The sequence below is a fragment of the Thalassospira sp. CH_XMU1420-2 genome, from assembly GCF_037029325.1.
Taxonomy (GTDB): Bacteria; Pseudomonadota; Alphaproteobacteria; order Rhodospirillales; family Thalassospiraceae; genus Thalassospira; species Thalassospira povalilytica.
The window spans coordinates 58,565-76,015 of sequence record NZ_JAYMEG010000008.1 but is presented as its reverse complement, the minus strand read 5'-3'; the positions used below and the strand labels follow the sequence as shown (position 1 = coordinate 76,015).

At 54.2% G+C, this 17,451-nt stretch carries 13 protein-coding genes; 8 read left to right on the top strand and 5 right to left on the bottom strand.

Going from position 1 to position 17,451, the window contains the following annotated elements:
• The first annotated feature begins 93 nt into the window (after nt 1-93).
• The 3 genes from WA429_RS19820 to WA429_RS19810 all read left to right on the top strand — a co-directional run bounded on the left by WA429_RS19820 (nt 94) and on the right by WA429_RS19810 (nt 5,641).
• On the top strand, nt 94-1,872 hold the full coding sequence (locus WA429_RS19820; protein WP_287466378.1) for a tetratricopeptide repeat-containing sulfotransferase family protein: 1,779 nt from the start codon (nt 94-96) through the stop codon (nt 1,870-1,872).
• Nucleotides 1,869-3,620, top strand: coding sequence for a tetratricopeptide repeat-containing sulfotransferase family protein (locus WA429_RS19815; RefSeq protein WP_287466377.1), 1,752 nt, complete (start codon nt 1,869-1,871; stop codon nt 3,618-3,620). Before WA429_RS19820 ends, WA429_RS19815 begins: the two co-directional genes overlap by 4 nt.
• Before the next feature lie 113 nt (nt 3,621-3,733).
• Entirely contained in the window at nt 3,734-5,641 is a 1,908-nt protein-coding gene (locus WA429_RS19810) for a tetratricopeptide repeat-containing sulfotransferase family protein (RefSeq protein WP_287466376.1), read from the top strand.
• Between the two features lie 30 nt (nt 5,642-5,671).
• Here WA429_RS19810 and WA429_RS19805 read toward each other — a convergent pair whose 3' ends face one another.
• Nucleotides 5,672-7,324 carry a diguanylate cyclase domain-containing protein gene (locus tag WA429_RS19805; RefSeq protein WP_287466375.1) on the bottom strand — a complete coding sequence of 551 codons (1,653 nt, stop codon included), beginning with the start codon at nt 7,322-7,324 and terminating at the stop codon, nt 5,672-5,674.
• Nucleotides 7,325-7,501: 177 nt separating this feature from the next.
• Nucleotides 7,502-7,837 (bottom strand): hypothetical protein, encoded by a 336-nt coding sequence (locus tag WA429_RS19800; protein ID WP_068518501.1) that lies wholly within the window; start codon nt 7,835-7,837, stop codon nt 7,502-7,504.
• A gap of 198 nt (nt 7,838-8,035) precedes the next feature.
• Between WA429_RS19800 and WA429_RS19795 the strand changes: the two genes are divergently transcribed.
• From WA429_RS19795 to WA429_RS19785, 3 genes are all read left to right on the top strand, one after another.
• The gene (locus WA429_RS19795) at nt 8,036-8,440 is read left to right on the top strand and encodes an OsmC family protein (protein WP_068518502.1); all 405 of its coding nucleotides are present in this window, start codon (nt 8,036-8,038) and stop codon (nt 8,438-8,440) included.
• A 173-nt stretch (nt 8,441-8,613) separates the two neighbouring features.
• Nucleotides 8,614-9,918 (top strand): alpha/beta hydrolase, encoded by a 1,305-nt coding sequence (locus WA429_RS19790; protein ID WP_287466374.1) that lies wholly within the window; start codon nt 8,614-8,616, stop codon nt 9,916-9,918.
• Nucleotides 9,915-10,874 (top strand): alpha/beta hydrolase, encoded by a 960-nt coding sequence (locus WA429_RS19785; protein WP_287466373.1) that lies wholly within the window; start codon nt 9,915-9,917, stop codon nt 10,872-10,874. Before WA429_RS19790 ends, WA429_RS19785 begins: the two co-directional genes overlap by 4 nt.
• Before the next feature lie 42 nt (nt 10,875-10,916).
• Here the strand turns inward: WA429_RS19785 and WA429_RS19780 are convergent, their stop codons facing one another.
• A complete protein-coding gene (locus tag WA429_RS19780; protein ID WP_287466372.1) occupies nt 10,917-11,879 on the bottom strand; it encodes an AraC family transcriptional regulator in 963 nt (320 codons plus the stop codon).
• A gap of 143 nt (nt 11,880-12,022) precedes the next feature.
• Between WA429_RS19780 and WA429_RS19775 the strand changes: the two genes are divergently transcribed.
• A complete protein-coding gene (locus WA429_RS19775) occupies nt 12,023-13,003 on the top strand; it encodes a phytanoyl-CoA dioxygenase family protein (RefSeq protein WP_287466371.1) in 981 nt (326 codons plus the stop codon).
• Nucleotides 13,004-13,079: 76 nt separating this feature from the next.
• Here the strand turns inward: WA429_RS19775 and WA429_RS19770 are convergent, their stop codons facing one another.
• Nucleotides 13,080-14,054, bottom strand: coding sequence for an adenosine deaminase (locus tag WA429_RS19770; RefSeq protein ID WP_228196531.1), 975 nt, complete (start codon nt 14,052-14,054; stop codon nt 13,080-13,082).
• A 79-nt stretch (nt 14,055-14,133) separates the two neighbouring features.
• Entirely contained in the window at nt 14,134-15,906 is a 1,773-nt protein-coding gene (locus WA429_RS19765; protein WP_287466370.1) for a tetratricopeptide repeat-containing sulfotransferase family protein, read from the bottom strand.
• Nucleotides 15,907-16,380: 474 nt separating this feature from the next.
• Between WA429_RS19765 and WA429_RS19760 the strand changes: the two genes are divergently transcribed.
• Complete coding sequence (locus tag WA429_RS19760) at nt 16,381-17,451, top strand: EAL domain-containing protein (RefSeq protein ID WP_287466369.1); 1,071 nt, start codon at nt 16,381-16,383, stop codon at nt 17,449-17,451.

Genomic DNA, 17,451 nt, shown 5'->3' with positions numbered 1-17,451 from the left:
TTGTGCATAACAGGCGGCAATCATTAAACGGTTTGCTTACCCCTTCCCGATAAGATTTGACCTGACCTTTCGTATCGGGATTTAATCAGACCTATGAGCAGCAAACCTTCAACGCCCAGTTTTTCCGAAAAACGCAATCGGCAAAAAGCCGACAAACTGGTGCGGACGGCCGAAAATGCGCTGGCAACGGGCCGGGTTTCCGATGCGCAAAAGGCCGCCAACCAGGCGCTTTCGCTGATTGCCGGTTATCCCGCGGCCGAGTTTGTTCTTGGACAAATTGCGCGCGCAACCGGCAAGCTGCCGGATGCCGCCCGGTACTTTCAGAATGCCTGTAACAGTCCCGATGCCAAGGTCGAATATTTCCACGAATTTGCCGGTATTCTTGGCGCGATGGGCAAGTTCGATCTGGTGCAGCAAATTCTGTTTGCCGCACTACGCCGCTTTCCGACCCATGGCCCGACCTATAACGAGCTTGGCGTTGTGCTTGTTAAGCGGGAATTCGTCACCCAGGGGATTGAAATCCTTGAAAAGGGTATTGCCTTTAACAAGGACGACTGGTCGAGCCTGAGCAATCTTGGATCGGCACTGGTCAAGGTCGGCCGGGACAAGGAAGCGATCCCCTACCTTGACCGGGCATCAGAACTTGCGCGCAACAATCCCGAGCGGCTTGAACGCACCCTGCTTCTGACCGGCGAAGCCCACCGGCATCTTGGCGATATGGACGCTGCGCGCACCTGTTTTCGCAGCGTGCTGAAAGCCAATCCTGCCTGTGGCCGGGCCTGGCAAGATCTTTCCGATATAACCAAATTCACTGCCGACAGTGACGATATAAAAACCATGGTGGCCCTGCTGAACAGGGATGATCCGCCACTGGACAAATTTGACCGCGAAACAATCGGATTTGCCCTGGGCAAGGCGTTCATGGATTGCGGCGATGCCAAACAGGCAATTGCCCACCTTGATCAGGCAAATGCATTACGCCGATCGGATTTCGCCGGTCAGGACGAAAACCAGCAAGGCTATGATTCAAAAATTGCCTGTGCACGCGTGCGCGCCATTGCCGATTATTTTCCGGCCAGCCTGTTTGAAAACCTGCCCGAGGCAGGCAAGGATGATCCGACATATGCCTTCATTGTCGGCATGCCGCGATCTGGCAGCACCTTGACCGAGCAAATTCTGGGAAGCCATCCCGACACCCTGCCGACCGGGGAATTGCGCAGTTTTCCGAAATTCAAGGATCGCCTTTTCGGGCAATTATTCCCGAGCACGCCGGGCGACCATGAAAAGATCGCATCGGGCGACCTTCTTGGTGAACTTGCCACCCTGTATCGCAATGAATTGGCCGAGATGTTTGCCCCGTCACCAGACACCCGGGTCATTATCGACAAGATGCTTGGCAATTTTTCCTGGGCGGGGTTGATCCTGCTTGCGATACCCGGTGCGAAGATCATCCATTGTCGGCGCAATCCGGTTGATACCTGTTTGTCGTGTTATTCGAAGCGCTTTGCCAATTTGCAGGTCTATACCTGCGACCAGACAGAGCTTGGCGAATTTTATCGCGCCTATGACGATTTGATGGCCCATTGGCGCAAGGTTCTTCCTGCCGACAGGTTCATTGAAGTCAATTACGAAGACGTCGTTTCGGACATCGAACAGCAATCACATCGCCTGATAGAATTTCTGGGTCTTCCATGGGACGATGCCGTGCTTGATTTCCAAAAGGCAAGCCGGTCGGTTCGAACCGCCAGTGCGGCACAAGTCCGCCAAAAGCTTTATCAAACCAGTGTTGAACGCTGGAAACCGTACGAGCCCTATATTCAGCCACTTTTATCCGCACTTGGCCTGCATGATAGCGACAGGGAAAATTCATGAACACGGCGACATCGCAGACACCCGAACAGGTATTGGAGCAGGCGCAGAAACTTTGGGCGCAGGGCAAATCCCAGAAGACCTACGACCTTGTTTCGACCTATTTGCGGGCCAATCCCAATGACGGGCCGCTGTTGCATTTCTTTGCCGGCGTGCTGGAAAAGCAGGGCAATGTATTCGGGGCAATCAAACATCTGGAATTTGCCTGCAAGGCGCCCAACAGCCAAAGCTTGTATTTCCTTGATCTGGCATCACTGCTTGGCAAACAGCAAATGTATGTCGAAAGCCAGAATGTCCTGACGGTTGCGATGAAGCGCGATCCGGGCAATCAGGAAATCCAAGCCCAGCTTGGCAGCATGTTGATCCTGAACGGTTTCTTTGATCAGGGTGTCAAACTGTTCAGTCACGTGATGGCCCAAAGCCCGTCAAACTGGCAACGATGGACCCTGTTTGCAAATTCGGTCGCCAAATCATCCCGGCCCAAACAGGCCGCCGAACTTTATGACCAGGCACTTGAAATCATGCAGGGTGCCGGTGCATCGGATGCGGATGTAAAGCCGTCGCCAGCCGATATTGCCAATACCCTGATGGCCAAGGCCGATCACCTTAAAACCATCGGCGACAAAGACGGCTGCACAGCCCTTATTCGCGCCGCAATCGCCCAGACAAAATATGTCGCGCGTGCATGGGCGGAACTGGCAACGCTTAAGGCATTTACTGACGATGATGTCGCAACGGTCGAGAAAATGATCGGTGCCGAACGCGGCAAATTATCGAAGCTTGATCTGCAATATCTGCACCATGCGCTTGGCCTTGCCTATATGACGCGCGATGACGGCAAAGCCGCGATGGCGCATTACCTCAAGGCCAATGCCTATCAGCGTGAACAGATCGACTATAACGAGGAAAAGACCCTGGCATTCCTTGCGAACCTGCCGAATTTCTTTACCCCGGATGCGATTGCCGGCAACACTCTGAGCGAAACCGGGGATGAACAGCAATTCATCTTTATTGTCGGCATGCCGCGTTGCGGATCGACCCTGCTTGAACAGGTTCTTGACAGTCACAGCGACGCGTTTGGCGTCGGGGAAATTCGCACCCTGCCCGGGCTTTTGAAGCGGGCCTACGGCGATGGCTTCCCGTCCCTGCCCGCCCATAAAAAACTTTTGGCCGATCCCAAACGGCTGGCCCTGTTTGCAAAGGCCTATCGTGACGAAGTATTGCGGATGCTGCCGCCGGAAGTTCTGAAAAATGGCAAAGGCCCGCGCTATATCGTTGACAAGATGCTGGGCAACTTTGTGTCGGTCGGCCTGATTGCCATGGCATTCCCAAATTCAAAAATCATTCACGCGCGCCGCGATCCGATGGATACCGCGTTTTCATGCTTTACCCATTTCTTTGCCGACGGGCATAAATATCTGTGTGACCTGCGTGAAATCGGCAATTTCTATGTCGCGTATCGTGATCTGATGGCCTATTGGGAAAAGACCCTGTCAAAGGATCAGCTGATCACGGTCGATTATGAAAAAGTCATTGCCGACCTTGATCACGAAGCCCACCGGCTTGTTGATTTCCTTGGCCTTGACTGGCAGGACGCGTGTCTTGAATTTTATGCCAACAAGCGTGAAGTCCGCACCCATAGCGCCCTTGAAGTCCGCCAGCCCGTCTATAACAGCAGTCTGGAACGCTGGCGCCCCTATCAGAAGGAACTGACCCCGCTGATCGAGGCACTTGGCATCAATCCGGACTGATCACACCATAAAATCGTCACGTCGCGCGCCAGTTTTTGCCTGCTGATACGTGTTTGCTCATAATGGGCGGGCTTTGCATTCGCCCGCATCACTGAGCAAACAGGATGTCGGCCATGAGTGACGATCAAAGCACAACAGCACCAAATGCCGCCCATTTGCGGGCCAAACTTCGCCTGCAACCGGCCATACCGCCCAAAAACAGCACGTCTTTGCCGGACAATCGCGGGACGACGTCGTCGGTACCGGCGCATAAACTGGCAACCGGGCTTTCTGAAATCCGGACGCAATGGAGTTCCGGGCATCGACGCGCGGCCCGCAAGCTGTGCGGCAAGCTACTGAATGATTATCCCGACAATGGTGATCTGTTGCAGATCAACGGGCTGATTTGCAATGAAAGCGGTCAGGTATCCGACGCGGTCCGCAGTCTTGAGCGCGCATGCAACTGCGCATCGCCCAAGCCCGTCTATTTCACCGACCTTTCGGCCGTTCTGGCCAATGCCGGGTATGAGGCACAAGCCAAAACCGTTCTGAATGCCGCGGTAAAACGCTTTGCGCTTGACGGGAAAGTTCACTTGCAGCTGGGGCTTCTTGAAGCCCGCGGCATGGGCACCCGCAATGCCATTCCCCATCTTAAACGTGCCATTGCGCTTGCGCCGAATGACTGGACTGCCTGGAGTGCCATGGGGGTTGTGTTGCTGTCGCTTGATGACATCGAAGCCGCCCTGCAACATCTGGGCAAGGCATTGAAATGTGCACAGGCCAATGCCGATGCCAAGGCGATCAATGATATCCGCATCAGTATTGGCGAATGTCAGAAGGAATTGGGCAATGTCGCCGAAGCCTGCGCATTGTTTGAAATTGTCCTGTCCCAGGAACCCCATAATGTGCGGGCATGGCATTGCCTAACCCTGGCGACACGCGTACCCGAAGACCACCCGGCACGTGCCGTCATTTACGATATCTATCAGTCGGGCCGCTATCAATCGATGCCGGTAAACGAACAGGAAATGCTGCTGTTTTCGATCGGCAAGGTCGAAATGGAAGCCAAAAATGTCGATGCCGCGATGAAGGCGCTTGCCGAAGCCAACCGGACCAAACGCCAAACCATCAATTACACCCCCGCTGCGATCGAAGACATGCTTGATCATGTTCGTGACCGGTTTCCGGCCGAACGGTTTGCCCATCTTGGTCCGGTTCGTAACGATGCCGACGAACCCCAGCATGTTTTCATTGTCGGCATGCCCCGTTCGGGCACGACCCTGACCGAGCAGATCCTGAGCTCACACCCCGATGTATTCGGCGCGGGCGAGCTGGATACCATGGTCTATCACCATCACGCCCTGATCGAGCATAAGGTCAAAAACGGGGCCGCACGCGAAGATGTCATGAAATACGATGATGACTTCATCCGTATACTTGGTCAGGCATACCGCAAGGAAACACTGGGCCGGATCACGCGCATCCAGTCCGGCAGCAGCGATAACGGCACCGCCACCATCCGCAGGATCGTCGACAAGCTGCCATCAAACTTCACGCGGGCCGGGATGCTGGCACTGATGTTGCCAAACACCCGGATCATCCATTGCCGGCGTCATCCGGTGGCATCATGCTTTTCGATCTACAATCGCCGGTTTGGCGGTGTGCAGAACTTTGCCTATGACCAGCGCGACCTTGGGCATTATTACAATACCTATGAACGGTTTATGGATCACTGGCGCGATGTTTTGCCATCGGACCGGTTGATCGAAGTCGATTACGAAAATGTCGTCGACAATCTTGAAACAGAAGCCCGCCGACTGATCGAATTCGTTGGCCTGCCTTGGGATGATGCTTGTCTCAATTTCCATCAGAACGAACGTCAGGTCCGCACACACAGCGCCCTGCAAGTCCGCAAACCGATCTATCGCACCAGCCTGAAGGGCTGGCAGCCCTATGCGAAACATCTGGGTCCGTTACTTGAAACACTGGGCCTTGATGAACAGGGCAACCCGCGCGACACCGATACAAAAAAGGCCAGCTGACGCTGGCCTTTTGGCGGTCTGATATCGATGTCAGTCCTGATGCAGCTCCGGTTCAAGATCGGGGGTATAAAGGCAATGGCGTGCCTTGCCCAATGCCTTGGCCTGATGCATTGCCTTGTCGGCACGGCGCAGTTGTTCGTTCATGTCGCTGCTGCCGCCATCAAAGACCGCAAAACCGATTGATGCGGTCACACCGCAATCTTCGCCTTTCCAGACGAAGGGCTGATTGAGTTCCGACAAGATGGCATCGGCCATCTCGATCATTTCCTTTTCACCGCCCTTGTTGATGAACAGCATGGTGAATTCATCACCACCAAGACGCGCAACTTCTTCGGCCCGGCGCGCTGCGCGTTTCAACCGTTTGGAGGTCTCGCTCAGAAGCCAGTCCCCCGCAGCATGCCCCTTCTCGTCATTGAGTTTCTTGAACCCGTCAAGATCAAGAATGAACATGGCGGCCGGGGTGTTGGTGCCGCGCAGCACGGTTTCACACTGATCAATTTTTTGCATGAAACGCGCCCGGTTGGCCAAGCCGGTCAGTTCATCATTATTGGCCTTGTTTTGCAGTTCGCGTGCCGCGTGTTTTTGTTTGGTGATGTCACTGGTCCACCACAGAACCGATTCCTCGCCTTCGAACGACAGCGGTTCCAGCGATGTCTTGAGCCATTTGGCCTCGGACATGTTCGGGCGGCGCAACCGGATTTCGACATCATGCAATTCGCCAAGCATATCCATATCGCTCAGCGACTGCTGGCGATAACGGTCCGACAGCAAAATCGCATCGGTCGGTTGTTTCTCGTCCTTGATGTCGAGCATGTTGGCAAAGGTGCTGTTGAAAAACTGGAACACCCCGGTTTCCCGGCTGGAAATGCCGACACCGATCGGTGCACTTTCCAGAAGCCCGGTCAGGCGCTGGGCTGCTTCGGCGACTTCGGCCTGCGCCTTTTTCAGGCTGGTGACATCAATCAAGGATCCGATGGTGCCGGCAATGCTGCCACTTGGCCCCTTAAGGCTTGATGCGGCAAACAAAGCCGTCCGGTTGTCATCGCCAAGCGCGAATGTGATTTCATCACGCACCTGGCCTTCTTTGACCAGCAATGCCTTTTCGTGATCGGTAATGGTCTTGGCTAGGTCTTTTGGCGCCACTTCGACAAGCTTTTTGCCGATAACGTCGGTGACCTGAAGATCAAACAGTTCCGCAAAGGCACCGTTACAGCGCGTCACAACGCTTTCGAGGTTTTTAAGGTAAACCGGGGTCGGCAACACATCGATCAGATGCTGGATAAAGATTTTGTGGTCTGCCAATGCACGCGCCAGTTCCTGGGCCTTGCCACCATCACGCAGCACAAGGGCAATCGTATTGCCGGGCCCGGTGTCGCAATGCCAGGAAAACACCGTCTTTTCGAGCCGAAATCCCGGCAGATCCGCGCGCCCGCCAGATGAAATCGCGCCCAGCGCGTGGCGAACCGATCCGACCGAATCCCCGTCGGAGAATTCGCCCTTCTTGGCAAGGAAGGCAAGAAACTGTTTGATTTCGGTTCCGGCACGCAAAACAGTTTTCGCCGCAGCGAGCTGTTTCTCGGCGGCCGGATTGACATGAACGATTTTCAGATCGCCCTTATCAAGAAAAACAAGACTATCACGTGACAACGCTGCTGTTGCCACCACATCCACACTAACTGACAAGACACCCCGCACGCCGCAAAACGACGTGCTCCCTCGGCTATGTTATATAGATGTCCCAGCTCAGACCTTTTTTGACCGGTCTTTCTTTATATAAGCAACACCCATTGCATATACTTGAGGATAAGTCATTATTTTTCTTGCGGCCAGAAGAATGCCTTACGGCCTTGTCGTTGCAGATTATTTCGTCGGAATGGGCAGATCGATATAGCCGCGATCAATGCAATGTTCGAGTTCACGCGCCGCCGCCAGCATTTCCTGATAGGTTTCGCGCAAATGTCTGAGCTTTTTAAGCTCTTCCTCGGTCGGGTGCTGGTCGGTGCGATCAGCACTGAGCTTGAACGCATATTTCAGATAATCGGCGCGCAACCGGGCAACCGTAATCATAAGCGGCACCGCGTTTTCCACCGACATGTCAGGTATGGCCGGGCTGATGATTTCGTGATTGATTTCACGCAGGACATGTTCCATGCCCATCATAAAACGGCTTTTGCTGCGGTTTGTATCCTGTGACATGCCCTTTACTCCTACATCATAAGGGTCTGAATTCATGGGACAGTATTACGCGGGAAAGTAAAAACACCTATAACAGTTTGCTACCCGAAGTCCGCCATCGGCCATTTTGCATCCCGTCTGTCGGGATCGCAACTTGCAGGCGCGCGATAACCGCGCTAGAGGATGGGACAATGATTTTTCAAACACAGGAATTCTATCATGGAAGCACGCGTCAAGTGGCTTGAGAACCTTACCTTCACCGGCACCAGCGGCACCGGTCATGGCGTTGTCATGGACGGGGACAAGGATAACGGCTTTGGACCGAGCCCGATGGAAATGCTGCTTCTGGGGATTGGCGGCTGTTCGTCGATTGACGTTGTTCACATCCTGAAAAAAGGCCGCGAAAACGTTCTTGATGTTGAAACCGACGTCAAGGCAGAACGCGCCGAAACCGATCCCAAGGTCTTCACCAAAATCCACCTGCATTTCAAGGTCAAGGGTGAGAACCTTAATGAAACCAAGGTCGGACGCGCGGTTGAACTTTCGGCAGAAAAATACTGCTCGGCATCGATCATGCTGTCCAAGGCCGCCGAAATCACCCATAGCTGGGAAGTCATTGAATAACGGGCATCTGACTTTCTGCCCCAAACAGGTCACGATGATGACTTAGAAAAAGCGGTCTGGATACGGGCCGCTTTTTTGTTGTTCGCACCCGGCCACCAGACGGGTTAACATCGCGTTCTGCCTGAAACGATATCGATTACAATTGATTGCGCCAACCGATACGGAGCCACCCCATGGTCAAACCACAAACGATACGGACCGGCATCACGTCACTTGCCCTGGGTGCTGTCATGGCAATCGGCATTGGCACGCAGGCGTTCGGGCAATATGAGCCGTCCGGCAATGCCGTCACAAGCCCGGCCAACGGTTTGGCCTTTGATGAATATGTCGCCGCAACGCGCAAGCAGCTTCGCGATGTCATATCGGCCCGTTTCGAGGCCGAAGCAAACCCGTTTGGTCCGTTCGATATTGATCAGGTTGTCGATATGCGAAGCCCCTATTCCCTTGGGGCGGACGAGGCCGCCTGTCTGACGGCCGGCCGCGGACTTGCCCATGGTGAAAAGGTCGGTTTTCTGGCTGTTCACGGCCTGACAGACAGCCCCTATTGGCTAAGTGATGTGCGCGATCAGCTGCGCCGGGACTTCCCGTGCGCCACCTTTAACGGCGTGCTGTTGCCCGGCCATGGCACGGCGCCCGGTGATCTGATCGATGTCAGTTATCAGGATTGGCTGGATACCGTGAATTACGGCATGACGGCCTTTGACAAGGATATCGAACATATCATCGCGATCGGCTATTCAACCGGGGCCACCCTGATCGGGCGTGATATCGCCGCGCGCAGCAATGATCCGCGCATCAGTGCCATGATCATGCTGTCCCCGGGGCTTGCGGCCAAAAGCGATATGGCATGGCTGACACCCTATGTCCGGTATGTCAAAAAATGGGTCGGTCAGGGATCTGAAAATGATCCCGGAAAATACGGGTCCATGGCAATGAATGCAGCAGCCGAGTTTCATCTTTTGACCGCGCCGTATCGCGATGCATCGATCCCGGCTTCGAACGTTCCGGTTTTTGTTGCCATCAGTTCCGATGACCAGACCGTCAACCCGCTGGCCGCCGTGGACTATTTCTGCAACAAGGTCCAAAGCCCGATCCGCCAGATGATCTGGTATCAGGGCGAAATCAATACTGTTGATGAACATCCCCAATGTGATGACATCGATATCGTGAAATCCGCCAATGACGACATGCGAACCATCAATCACGCCCATACCGCCATTACCATGAGCCCGGAAAACCCGGTTTACGGTCTTGATGGTGCGGTACTTGATTGCGGCCATTATGATGATCCCGACGAACTTGCATCCTGCCAGTCCGGGACGGATACAGTTTATGGCGAACGCAATCTGTTGAAATCGGCAACCCCCGGGACCCTGCGCCGGGGCACGTTTAATCCTGATTTCAACGCCATGATGGACAAGATGGCAATCTTTGTTGCGGCATCGCTTGGTGTAAACAAACAGCCTGCTGCGCAATGACCGTGCAATCACGTCCCGGCAAAAGCACATCTTCCGATCTGATGGATTTTACCATTGATCACTTCACCGCCCCTGATGGCGTGCGGTTGCGCATCGCCATCATGACCCCGCCCGATACTCGCGGGCATGTTCTTATTCTTCAGGGGCGCGGTGAATTCGTTGAACGCTACCGCGAGACGGCGAACGATCTGGCCCGGCGCGGATACGGCTCCGTGACATTCGATTTTCGCGGACATGGCGGGTCTTCACGCGCCACCCCGGACCCGATGATGGGATATGTGCGTGATGTTGCGCATTATGGGGCCGATACCCGTCACGTCATTGATCACATCAAACATCAGCACGGCATTACCTGTGACACCGTCATGACCCATTCAACCGGCGGGCTGGTGGCGATGGTGATGTTGCTTGATCAGCCTGATCTTTGGAAAAGTGTCGTGATGATTGCGCCGTTCTTCGGGCTTGGCGGTCCGCGATGGTTTTCGATTGCCGCCCAGATCCTGTCGGGCAGCTTGTGCCGATATGGTTTTGACAAACAATATCTGCCCGGGCAACGAAACCTCAGCCCGCTTGCAGAATTTGATCCGGAAAACATCCTGACATCTGATCCGCACCGCCATGACCTTAACCGCACGATCCTGCAAGCCGCGCCCGATTTGGTGGTTGGCGGCACATCGGCGGGATGGCTTGATGCCTGTTTTAGGGCACAATCAGAAGCAGCCGACCGCCTGGCACAGCCCGACATGGCGCAGAAACTTCCGCCAATGACCATCATTCTGGCAGGCAATGATCAGGTCGTTTCAAACCGGACGACACAAGATCTGCTTGGCCATTTCCCGAATGTAACGATCCGGGAAATCCCCGAAGCCCGCCATGAAATCTTGCAGGAACGCGATCTGTATCGTGATCAGTTCTGGGCGGCCTTTGACCGGCATATGGACCTTTACGGGGCCTGATTCCGCCTAATTCCGCCTGTTTCCGCCCGACAAGCCATCAGGCTATCTGGCCTTTGAATGGCGGGTTTGCGCGGCGGGGGTCGGGATGCCTTCGAACCGTGATTTGCGAAAGCTGCTTGGTGGCATTCCGCGGTGACGACGGAATTGGCGGTTAAAATGCGACAGGTTTTGAAAACCGGCTTCTTCGGCAACACGATAGATCGGCATATCTGACGATAACAGCAAGCTTGCCGCACGGCCCAGCCGCAACCCCATCAGATAATCCTGAATGGTGGATCCCATATGGCGCTGGAAAAATCGGCGCAATGTGCGTTCGCTCATGCCGGCATTGCGCGCGATCCAGGCACTACTGACCGGTTCGAAATAACTGCCATGCAGCAAATCAAGAACCCTGCCAAGGCGGCTGGCATCATCATGATCGGGAATTGCCGCATCGAAACGATCAGATGCCAGCGGTATCAGGTCACTCGCATCAAGCAATGTCCGAAGCACGTCGATCAACATGACAAGCTGATCTGCCGGTGTGCCTTGTTCAAAGACCGGGGCAAATGCCGCGACTTTTCGGGCCGTTGCCGCATCGAACTGAACACCGCGACGCGACAGCCGCAATGCGGTTTCAAGCCCGGCCAGTTCGGGCATGGTTTTGCAAACGGTATTGATCCAGTCGGCCGTAAACCAGAAAACAAAGGCCTGATGTCCCTTTGTTGTGCCCGCAACCTGCAGGGCGGCTTCGTGGGCACGCAATTCGCCGTGACTGGCCGATGGCGGCTGGGCGTTTGCGGAATGCCAAGTATGCGGAAGATTGGGCCCCAACAGCACCAGATCATCATCGCCATAAGAGCCGATATGATCACCGACATAACGCTGCCCGTGACTTCCAAGCGTTAATGTCAGTTCATATTCCGGATGAAAATGCCATTCAAACGGGATCGCCAGAAGATTGCGATACAGGCCCTTCCAAGATCGGTCCGGGGCAATCTGAACATGTTCGAACAAAAGCTTCATCAGATCGCAACCATGCCTTTACGGAACATAATTTGGATTAATTTGGCCAAATAGTATCATTCTTTGTCCGCCCTGTCAGTGTGCAGGTGCCTGTCATCCTGTTTTAATTTTTCCAGATCAAAACAGGATGACGGAGGAACATCATGTCCATGCTTGCCAATGCCCCGACCATGACGCCCACCATGGCCCCGAACAGTGACCGTCCGGGAAATGCATCCACCAAGGAAGTCAGCGGTACACAGCTGCGCGATCTGAAAAAGAAACTTCCGTTACGCGTCCTGTCCGAAGACGATTTTGCCCATTGGCAGACATATGGATATGTGGTTGTTCCAAACGCAGTCCCCGCCGAACAGGTCAAGGCGACCGTCGATCTTTTGTGGGAATTCGAAGAAATGGACCCCAACGATCCGGAAAGCTGGGGCCGCCCGCAAATGCGCGACAATGCGATGAAGGAATTGAACAATTCCGGCATGGTCGAGATTTACAACCACCAGACCCTTTGGGATAACCGCCAGACCCAGCGGGTCTATGACGCCTTTGTCGATATCTGGGATCGTACCGACCTTTGGGTCTCGATTGATCGTGCCAACCTCAATACGCCCAACAAGGGCACGCGTGCCTTTGACGGTTTCATTCACTGGGATGCCGATACCAGTGCCGATCCGCTGCCGATCAATGTGCAAGGTGTGCTGTCACTGGTTGATACCACCGATGACATGGGCGGGTTCCAGTGCGTGCCCGATCTGTTTGCGAATTTCGAAGAATGGCGCAAAACCGCCCCTGCGGATCGTGATCCGTTCCGCCCGGATATGGATACGGTGCCCTATACACCCAAACGCATTGCCATGAAGGCCGGGGATCTTGTGATTTTCAACAGCCTGCTCGCCCACGGCATTCGCGCCAACCGGTCCGATCAGGCCCGCATCGCGCAATATATTTCCATGGCGCCAGCCACACCCGAGGAACAGGATCTTGTCGACTGGCGGGTTAAAAGCTGGTCTGAACGGTTGCCTGCGCGCGGTTATGCCTTTCCCGGTGATCCGCGCAATTGGGAACAGACCCGCTATGAACGGGCGGAACTGACCCCGCTTGGTGAAAAGCTTCTGGGCAAAACGCCCTGGTAAAGCCCTCCCCCATAAAACAAAAGAGCGCCCGGCAATCACACCGGGCGCTCTTTTGTTTTTTGCATAAAAACCGGGCCTAGAGTTTGGCCAGCAATTTTGCCTTGGTCGCATCATCAACAAAACCCGCTTCGATCGCGGTGCGCGTTACCCCCAGCAATTCGGCATCACTGAAACCGAACACATCCTTGGCACGCTGATATTCCTCGGCCAGACTGGTGTGGAAGAAAGGCGGATCATCCGATCCCAATGTGACTTTCACCCCGGAATCATGGAATTTGCGCAGCGGATGGGATGCATAATCCGGATAGACCGACAGTGAAATGTTTGAACCCGGACAGACTTCCAGAACAATTCCGCGCTTTGCCAATGTTTCGACCAGTTTCGGGTCTTCGATCGACCGCACGCCATGGCCGATACGGGTTACCGGCAGTTTGTCAATCGCATCCCAGACGCTTTGCGGTCCCTGTACCTCGCCAGCATGGGTGGTGCAGCCCAACCCCGCATCCGCCGCGATCTTGAAGGCCGGATAAAAAGTTTCTTGCGAAAACATGCTTTCATTCCCGCCCATGCCGAACCCGACAATATAGGGATGCCCGCAATCTGCTGTTTCGCGCGCGACCTTGACCGCGATATCGCCACCGACATGGCGCACACAGGTCATGATGATCCGGCCGATAATCCCGGTTTCCTTTTCGGCACGGTCAATGCCATCGACCACCGCTTCGAGATGTTCGTCATAGGAAAGACCACAATCAGCGGCATGGGTTGGTGAACAGAAAAGCTCGACATAAAGCGCGCCAACCTTTGCCTGTTCGGTCAGGTAAAAGTGGGTCAGGTCCGAATAATCCTGCTTGGTGCGGATGGCTGCACTGGCCTTGTCAAAGCTTTTGAGGAATTCCGGAAAATCGTCCCAGATATAACGATCCTGTTCATCATAGATGTCATCAGGCAGGGTCAGATTGTTGCGCTTGGCAAAGCTACGCACCAGCGCAGGCGTCAGGGCCCCTTCAAGATGCAGATGCAATTCGGCCTTTGGAATGGACAGGGTCATTTGGGCGCTCCGGATCTGTCGGTATTTTTTGCTATGAATACCTTCTAACCCGAAGCCCCAGCCACGTCACGCAGCAACGTCACGCAGCAACCGCGTTGCGTGACGATTTCTGTGCTGTCTTGACCTTTGTCTCGTCTGCATCGGAAACAAGCGTCGCCAACGGGCCGATATAGGGTTCAAACCGTTGCCATTTCCCAAGCGAGTCCTTGAAAATCGGCCGACGGACCTGGATCATACTTGCCGTGGTGGCCGTGTGATCGGTCTTGTAAAATTCAAGACATTCCGGATGCCAGTCCAACCCGCAATGCGCCAGGTAATCCTTTGCGACAACGTCCGGATTGGCCACCAGATCCTCATAAGACAGATCATAAAGCATGCCGTTGCGGTCTGTTTCAAAGAACACATTCATCAGCCCGACATAGGCGCGATAGTAATCGGCCAGTTCGCCAAGATCATCGGAATAGCGCATCGGGATGGCAAAGGGCGTCGTGTAAACCGACAAACAGGTTGCCAGCGGATGACGATGGGTATGAATGATCGGTGCGTCGGGAAATACCCGGCGGATCATTTCAAGGCGTACGAAATTGGCCGGTGTCTTGTTGGTGACAAACCGTTTTTCCGGGGCATAGGCACGCATTGCTTCCAGATACTGGCTTCTGATCTTGCGCGCGGCCTTGTCATCAATACGCGACAACTGTTCGGAAATTCGCCCTTTGCCAACGACATCATTGACCGCCTTGGCAAAATCACCGATTTCACCGGCCGCATACACATCGGGATGCGCACCAAGAATGCGTTCGGTCAACGTCGTTCCCGATCGCGGCATGCCGACGATAAAGATCGGTTTGGGGCCCTTGGCATCAAGTGCCATCACATCGCCCGATGACATATCCGTTGCGGCGGCCTGGCGCGCCATGTCTTCGAGCGTCTTCATTTCGCGCAATTCGCGTTCCATATCAAACGGGCGGGCGGCGCGGTTGGCAGCATGTCCCTTGCCGTAATAGGCAAAGGCCCGTTCCATATCGCCTTCGGTTTCGGCGATCTTGGCCAGGGCATAGGCGGCCTTGTATTTTTCAGAACTGTCTGATTTGGGGTTCTGAAGGATCGCCTCAAGATGTTTGACAGCATCTTCGGGCATGGCCTGGGGCCGCATGAAGGAGATGACCATATAAGGCTGGGCTGAATATCCGGGACGATCATTGATAATCGACAGGCTGGTTGATACCGCCTGCTCGACCTCGCCTGCCATGGCGTAGCTTGATGCCAGAACGACCCGCAATTCAAGATTGCCAGGTTGCCGCGCAACCGCCTTTTCCAGAACCGCAAAAGCCTGTGCGTGATCTTCCTGATGCAAATGAATACGCGCCATTAATGTCTGCGCATCGTTGAAGTGGGAACTGCTTTCCCCAACGGTTTTAAGCACCGAAACAGCACGCGAAAGTTTAGGTGCAACGCATTTTCCGGGACTGACATGTGACTCTGCGCGAAACAGGACATCGGCAAGCAAAAAGGCCAGAAATCCGTCCTTTGGTGCAGCGCGAAGGCGCTCCTCAAGGACCGACTCGAATGAACCAAAGTCACTTGTAATATATGAATATTGCAGCAGATTCTGGGCGACAGCCGTGAACAGTCTGTCATTGGTCGGGACAGTGCGAAACAGTTTGCGAAGACGCGGACCCGCAGACGCAGGATTTTTCCCCTGCAACTCGCTGACAGCAGTCATAATCTCGATATCAGTACGTCTTGGATGCAGCCGTAAAATACGGGCACCAATTTTGGCAGCCGTATCAAAGTCGGCTGCTGACATTGCCCGCTTAAGATCCCCGGCAATATCCTTTTTTGACTGCGTCATTCATCTGTCCCTGGATGCGATCAAATAATCTCACGCCCCCTCCCCAAGCACAAAACGACTATAGGTCACTTAAAATTTATCGCACAGCACAAATGTTGATATGAACACCAAAGATCACGAGATTGTGACAATATAACCACAACCCTTGCTATAGATGCAGAACTTCATAGCCTATTGCAGGACGCTGGTCGGACTTGACTGAACCGAATTCATTTTCAGATTGAAGCAAATGGATCGACCATTGCAAACGGCCACGGGCGACATGGCATGAGCCGACGATTGAAAACACGCCGACGCCGGTGAAAGTTCATCGACTTCTGCCACACAGAAAAACGCCCTATCGTCTTGAAAAATATATTTTTCTTCCTGAACTTTTAATCAGCGCATCTCGTATGATAAAAATTACAATATTGGAATTTAGCCACCCGGCCTGACGGCCAGACCGCCATGCGACAACCCAACGGGGAGAAGAAGGTGACATACTGCGAAAAATGCGACGCGGTTCCGGAAATTGCCCCACGTCTGGGCACACTTTATCTGTGGCCACCGGTGGCACATACCACCGGTAAAATTCTTGCCGGTGCCAAATCGATTTCGCTGTCGGTCGATAAAACGCCAAGTGTCGCCACCCTTTCGATCCATTACAGTCGTCCGGGCTTGCGCAAACTGATCGACACCATCGCCAAGAATCTTCTGCCCGAAGAACTGGCCGACACCAAAGCTCTGATCATGGCAGAAGGCCAGAAACCCGACATTGACGATATCAGTCGCGTCACCAGTCTGGGGGCCATTCGCGCCGCGATCGGTGCGGAATGGCTCGGTGATCTGTTACGTGAAAATCGCCTGAATTCGGCATTTCAGCCGATCTTTCCGATCGGTGATCTTGGCACCCCTTATGCGCATGAATGCCTTATTCGCGGGGCGGCGCGCGATGGCAGCGTCATCAATCCCGGCCAGTTGTTTGAAGCAGCGCAATCAGCCACATTGTTGTTTCAGCTTGACCGTGCGGCGCGCGCAGCCAATGTACGCAACGCTACCAGGGCCGGGGTTTCGGGGAACCTGTTCATCAATTTCACGCCAAGTTCGATCTATGATCCGGATTCCTGCCTGCGATCCACCATCGACGTTGTCGAGGAATGCAATCTTGACCGCAACAATGTGGTGTTTGAAGTCATTGAAACCGAAAAGGTCCGCAGCACCGCACATCTGAGTGCGATTTTGCAGTCCTATCGCAATTCCGGTTTTCGGGTGGCGCTTGATGATGTCGGATCGGGTTATTCGACCCTGAACATGTTGCCCGAACTGCGCCCCGATATCATCAAGATCGACCGCGAACTGGTCGACCATGTTGACCATGACAATTACAAACAGGCCATTGTCAGCAAGCTGATTGCACTGGCAAAACAGCTTGAAATCGAAGTCATTGCCGAAGGGATCGAACGTCAGGAAGAACTCGACTTCCTGATCGAACATGATGTCGATTATGTGCAGGGCTTCCTGCTGGGTCGGCCGGGCGATGGCCCCTATCAGGCAAAATCCGCCTGA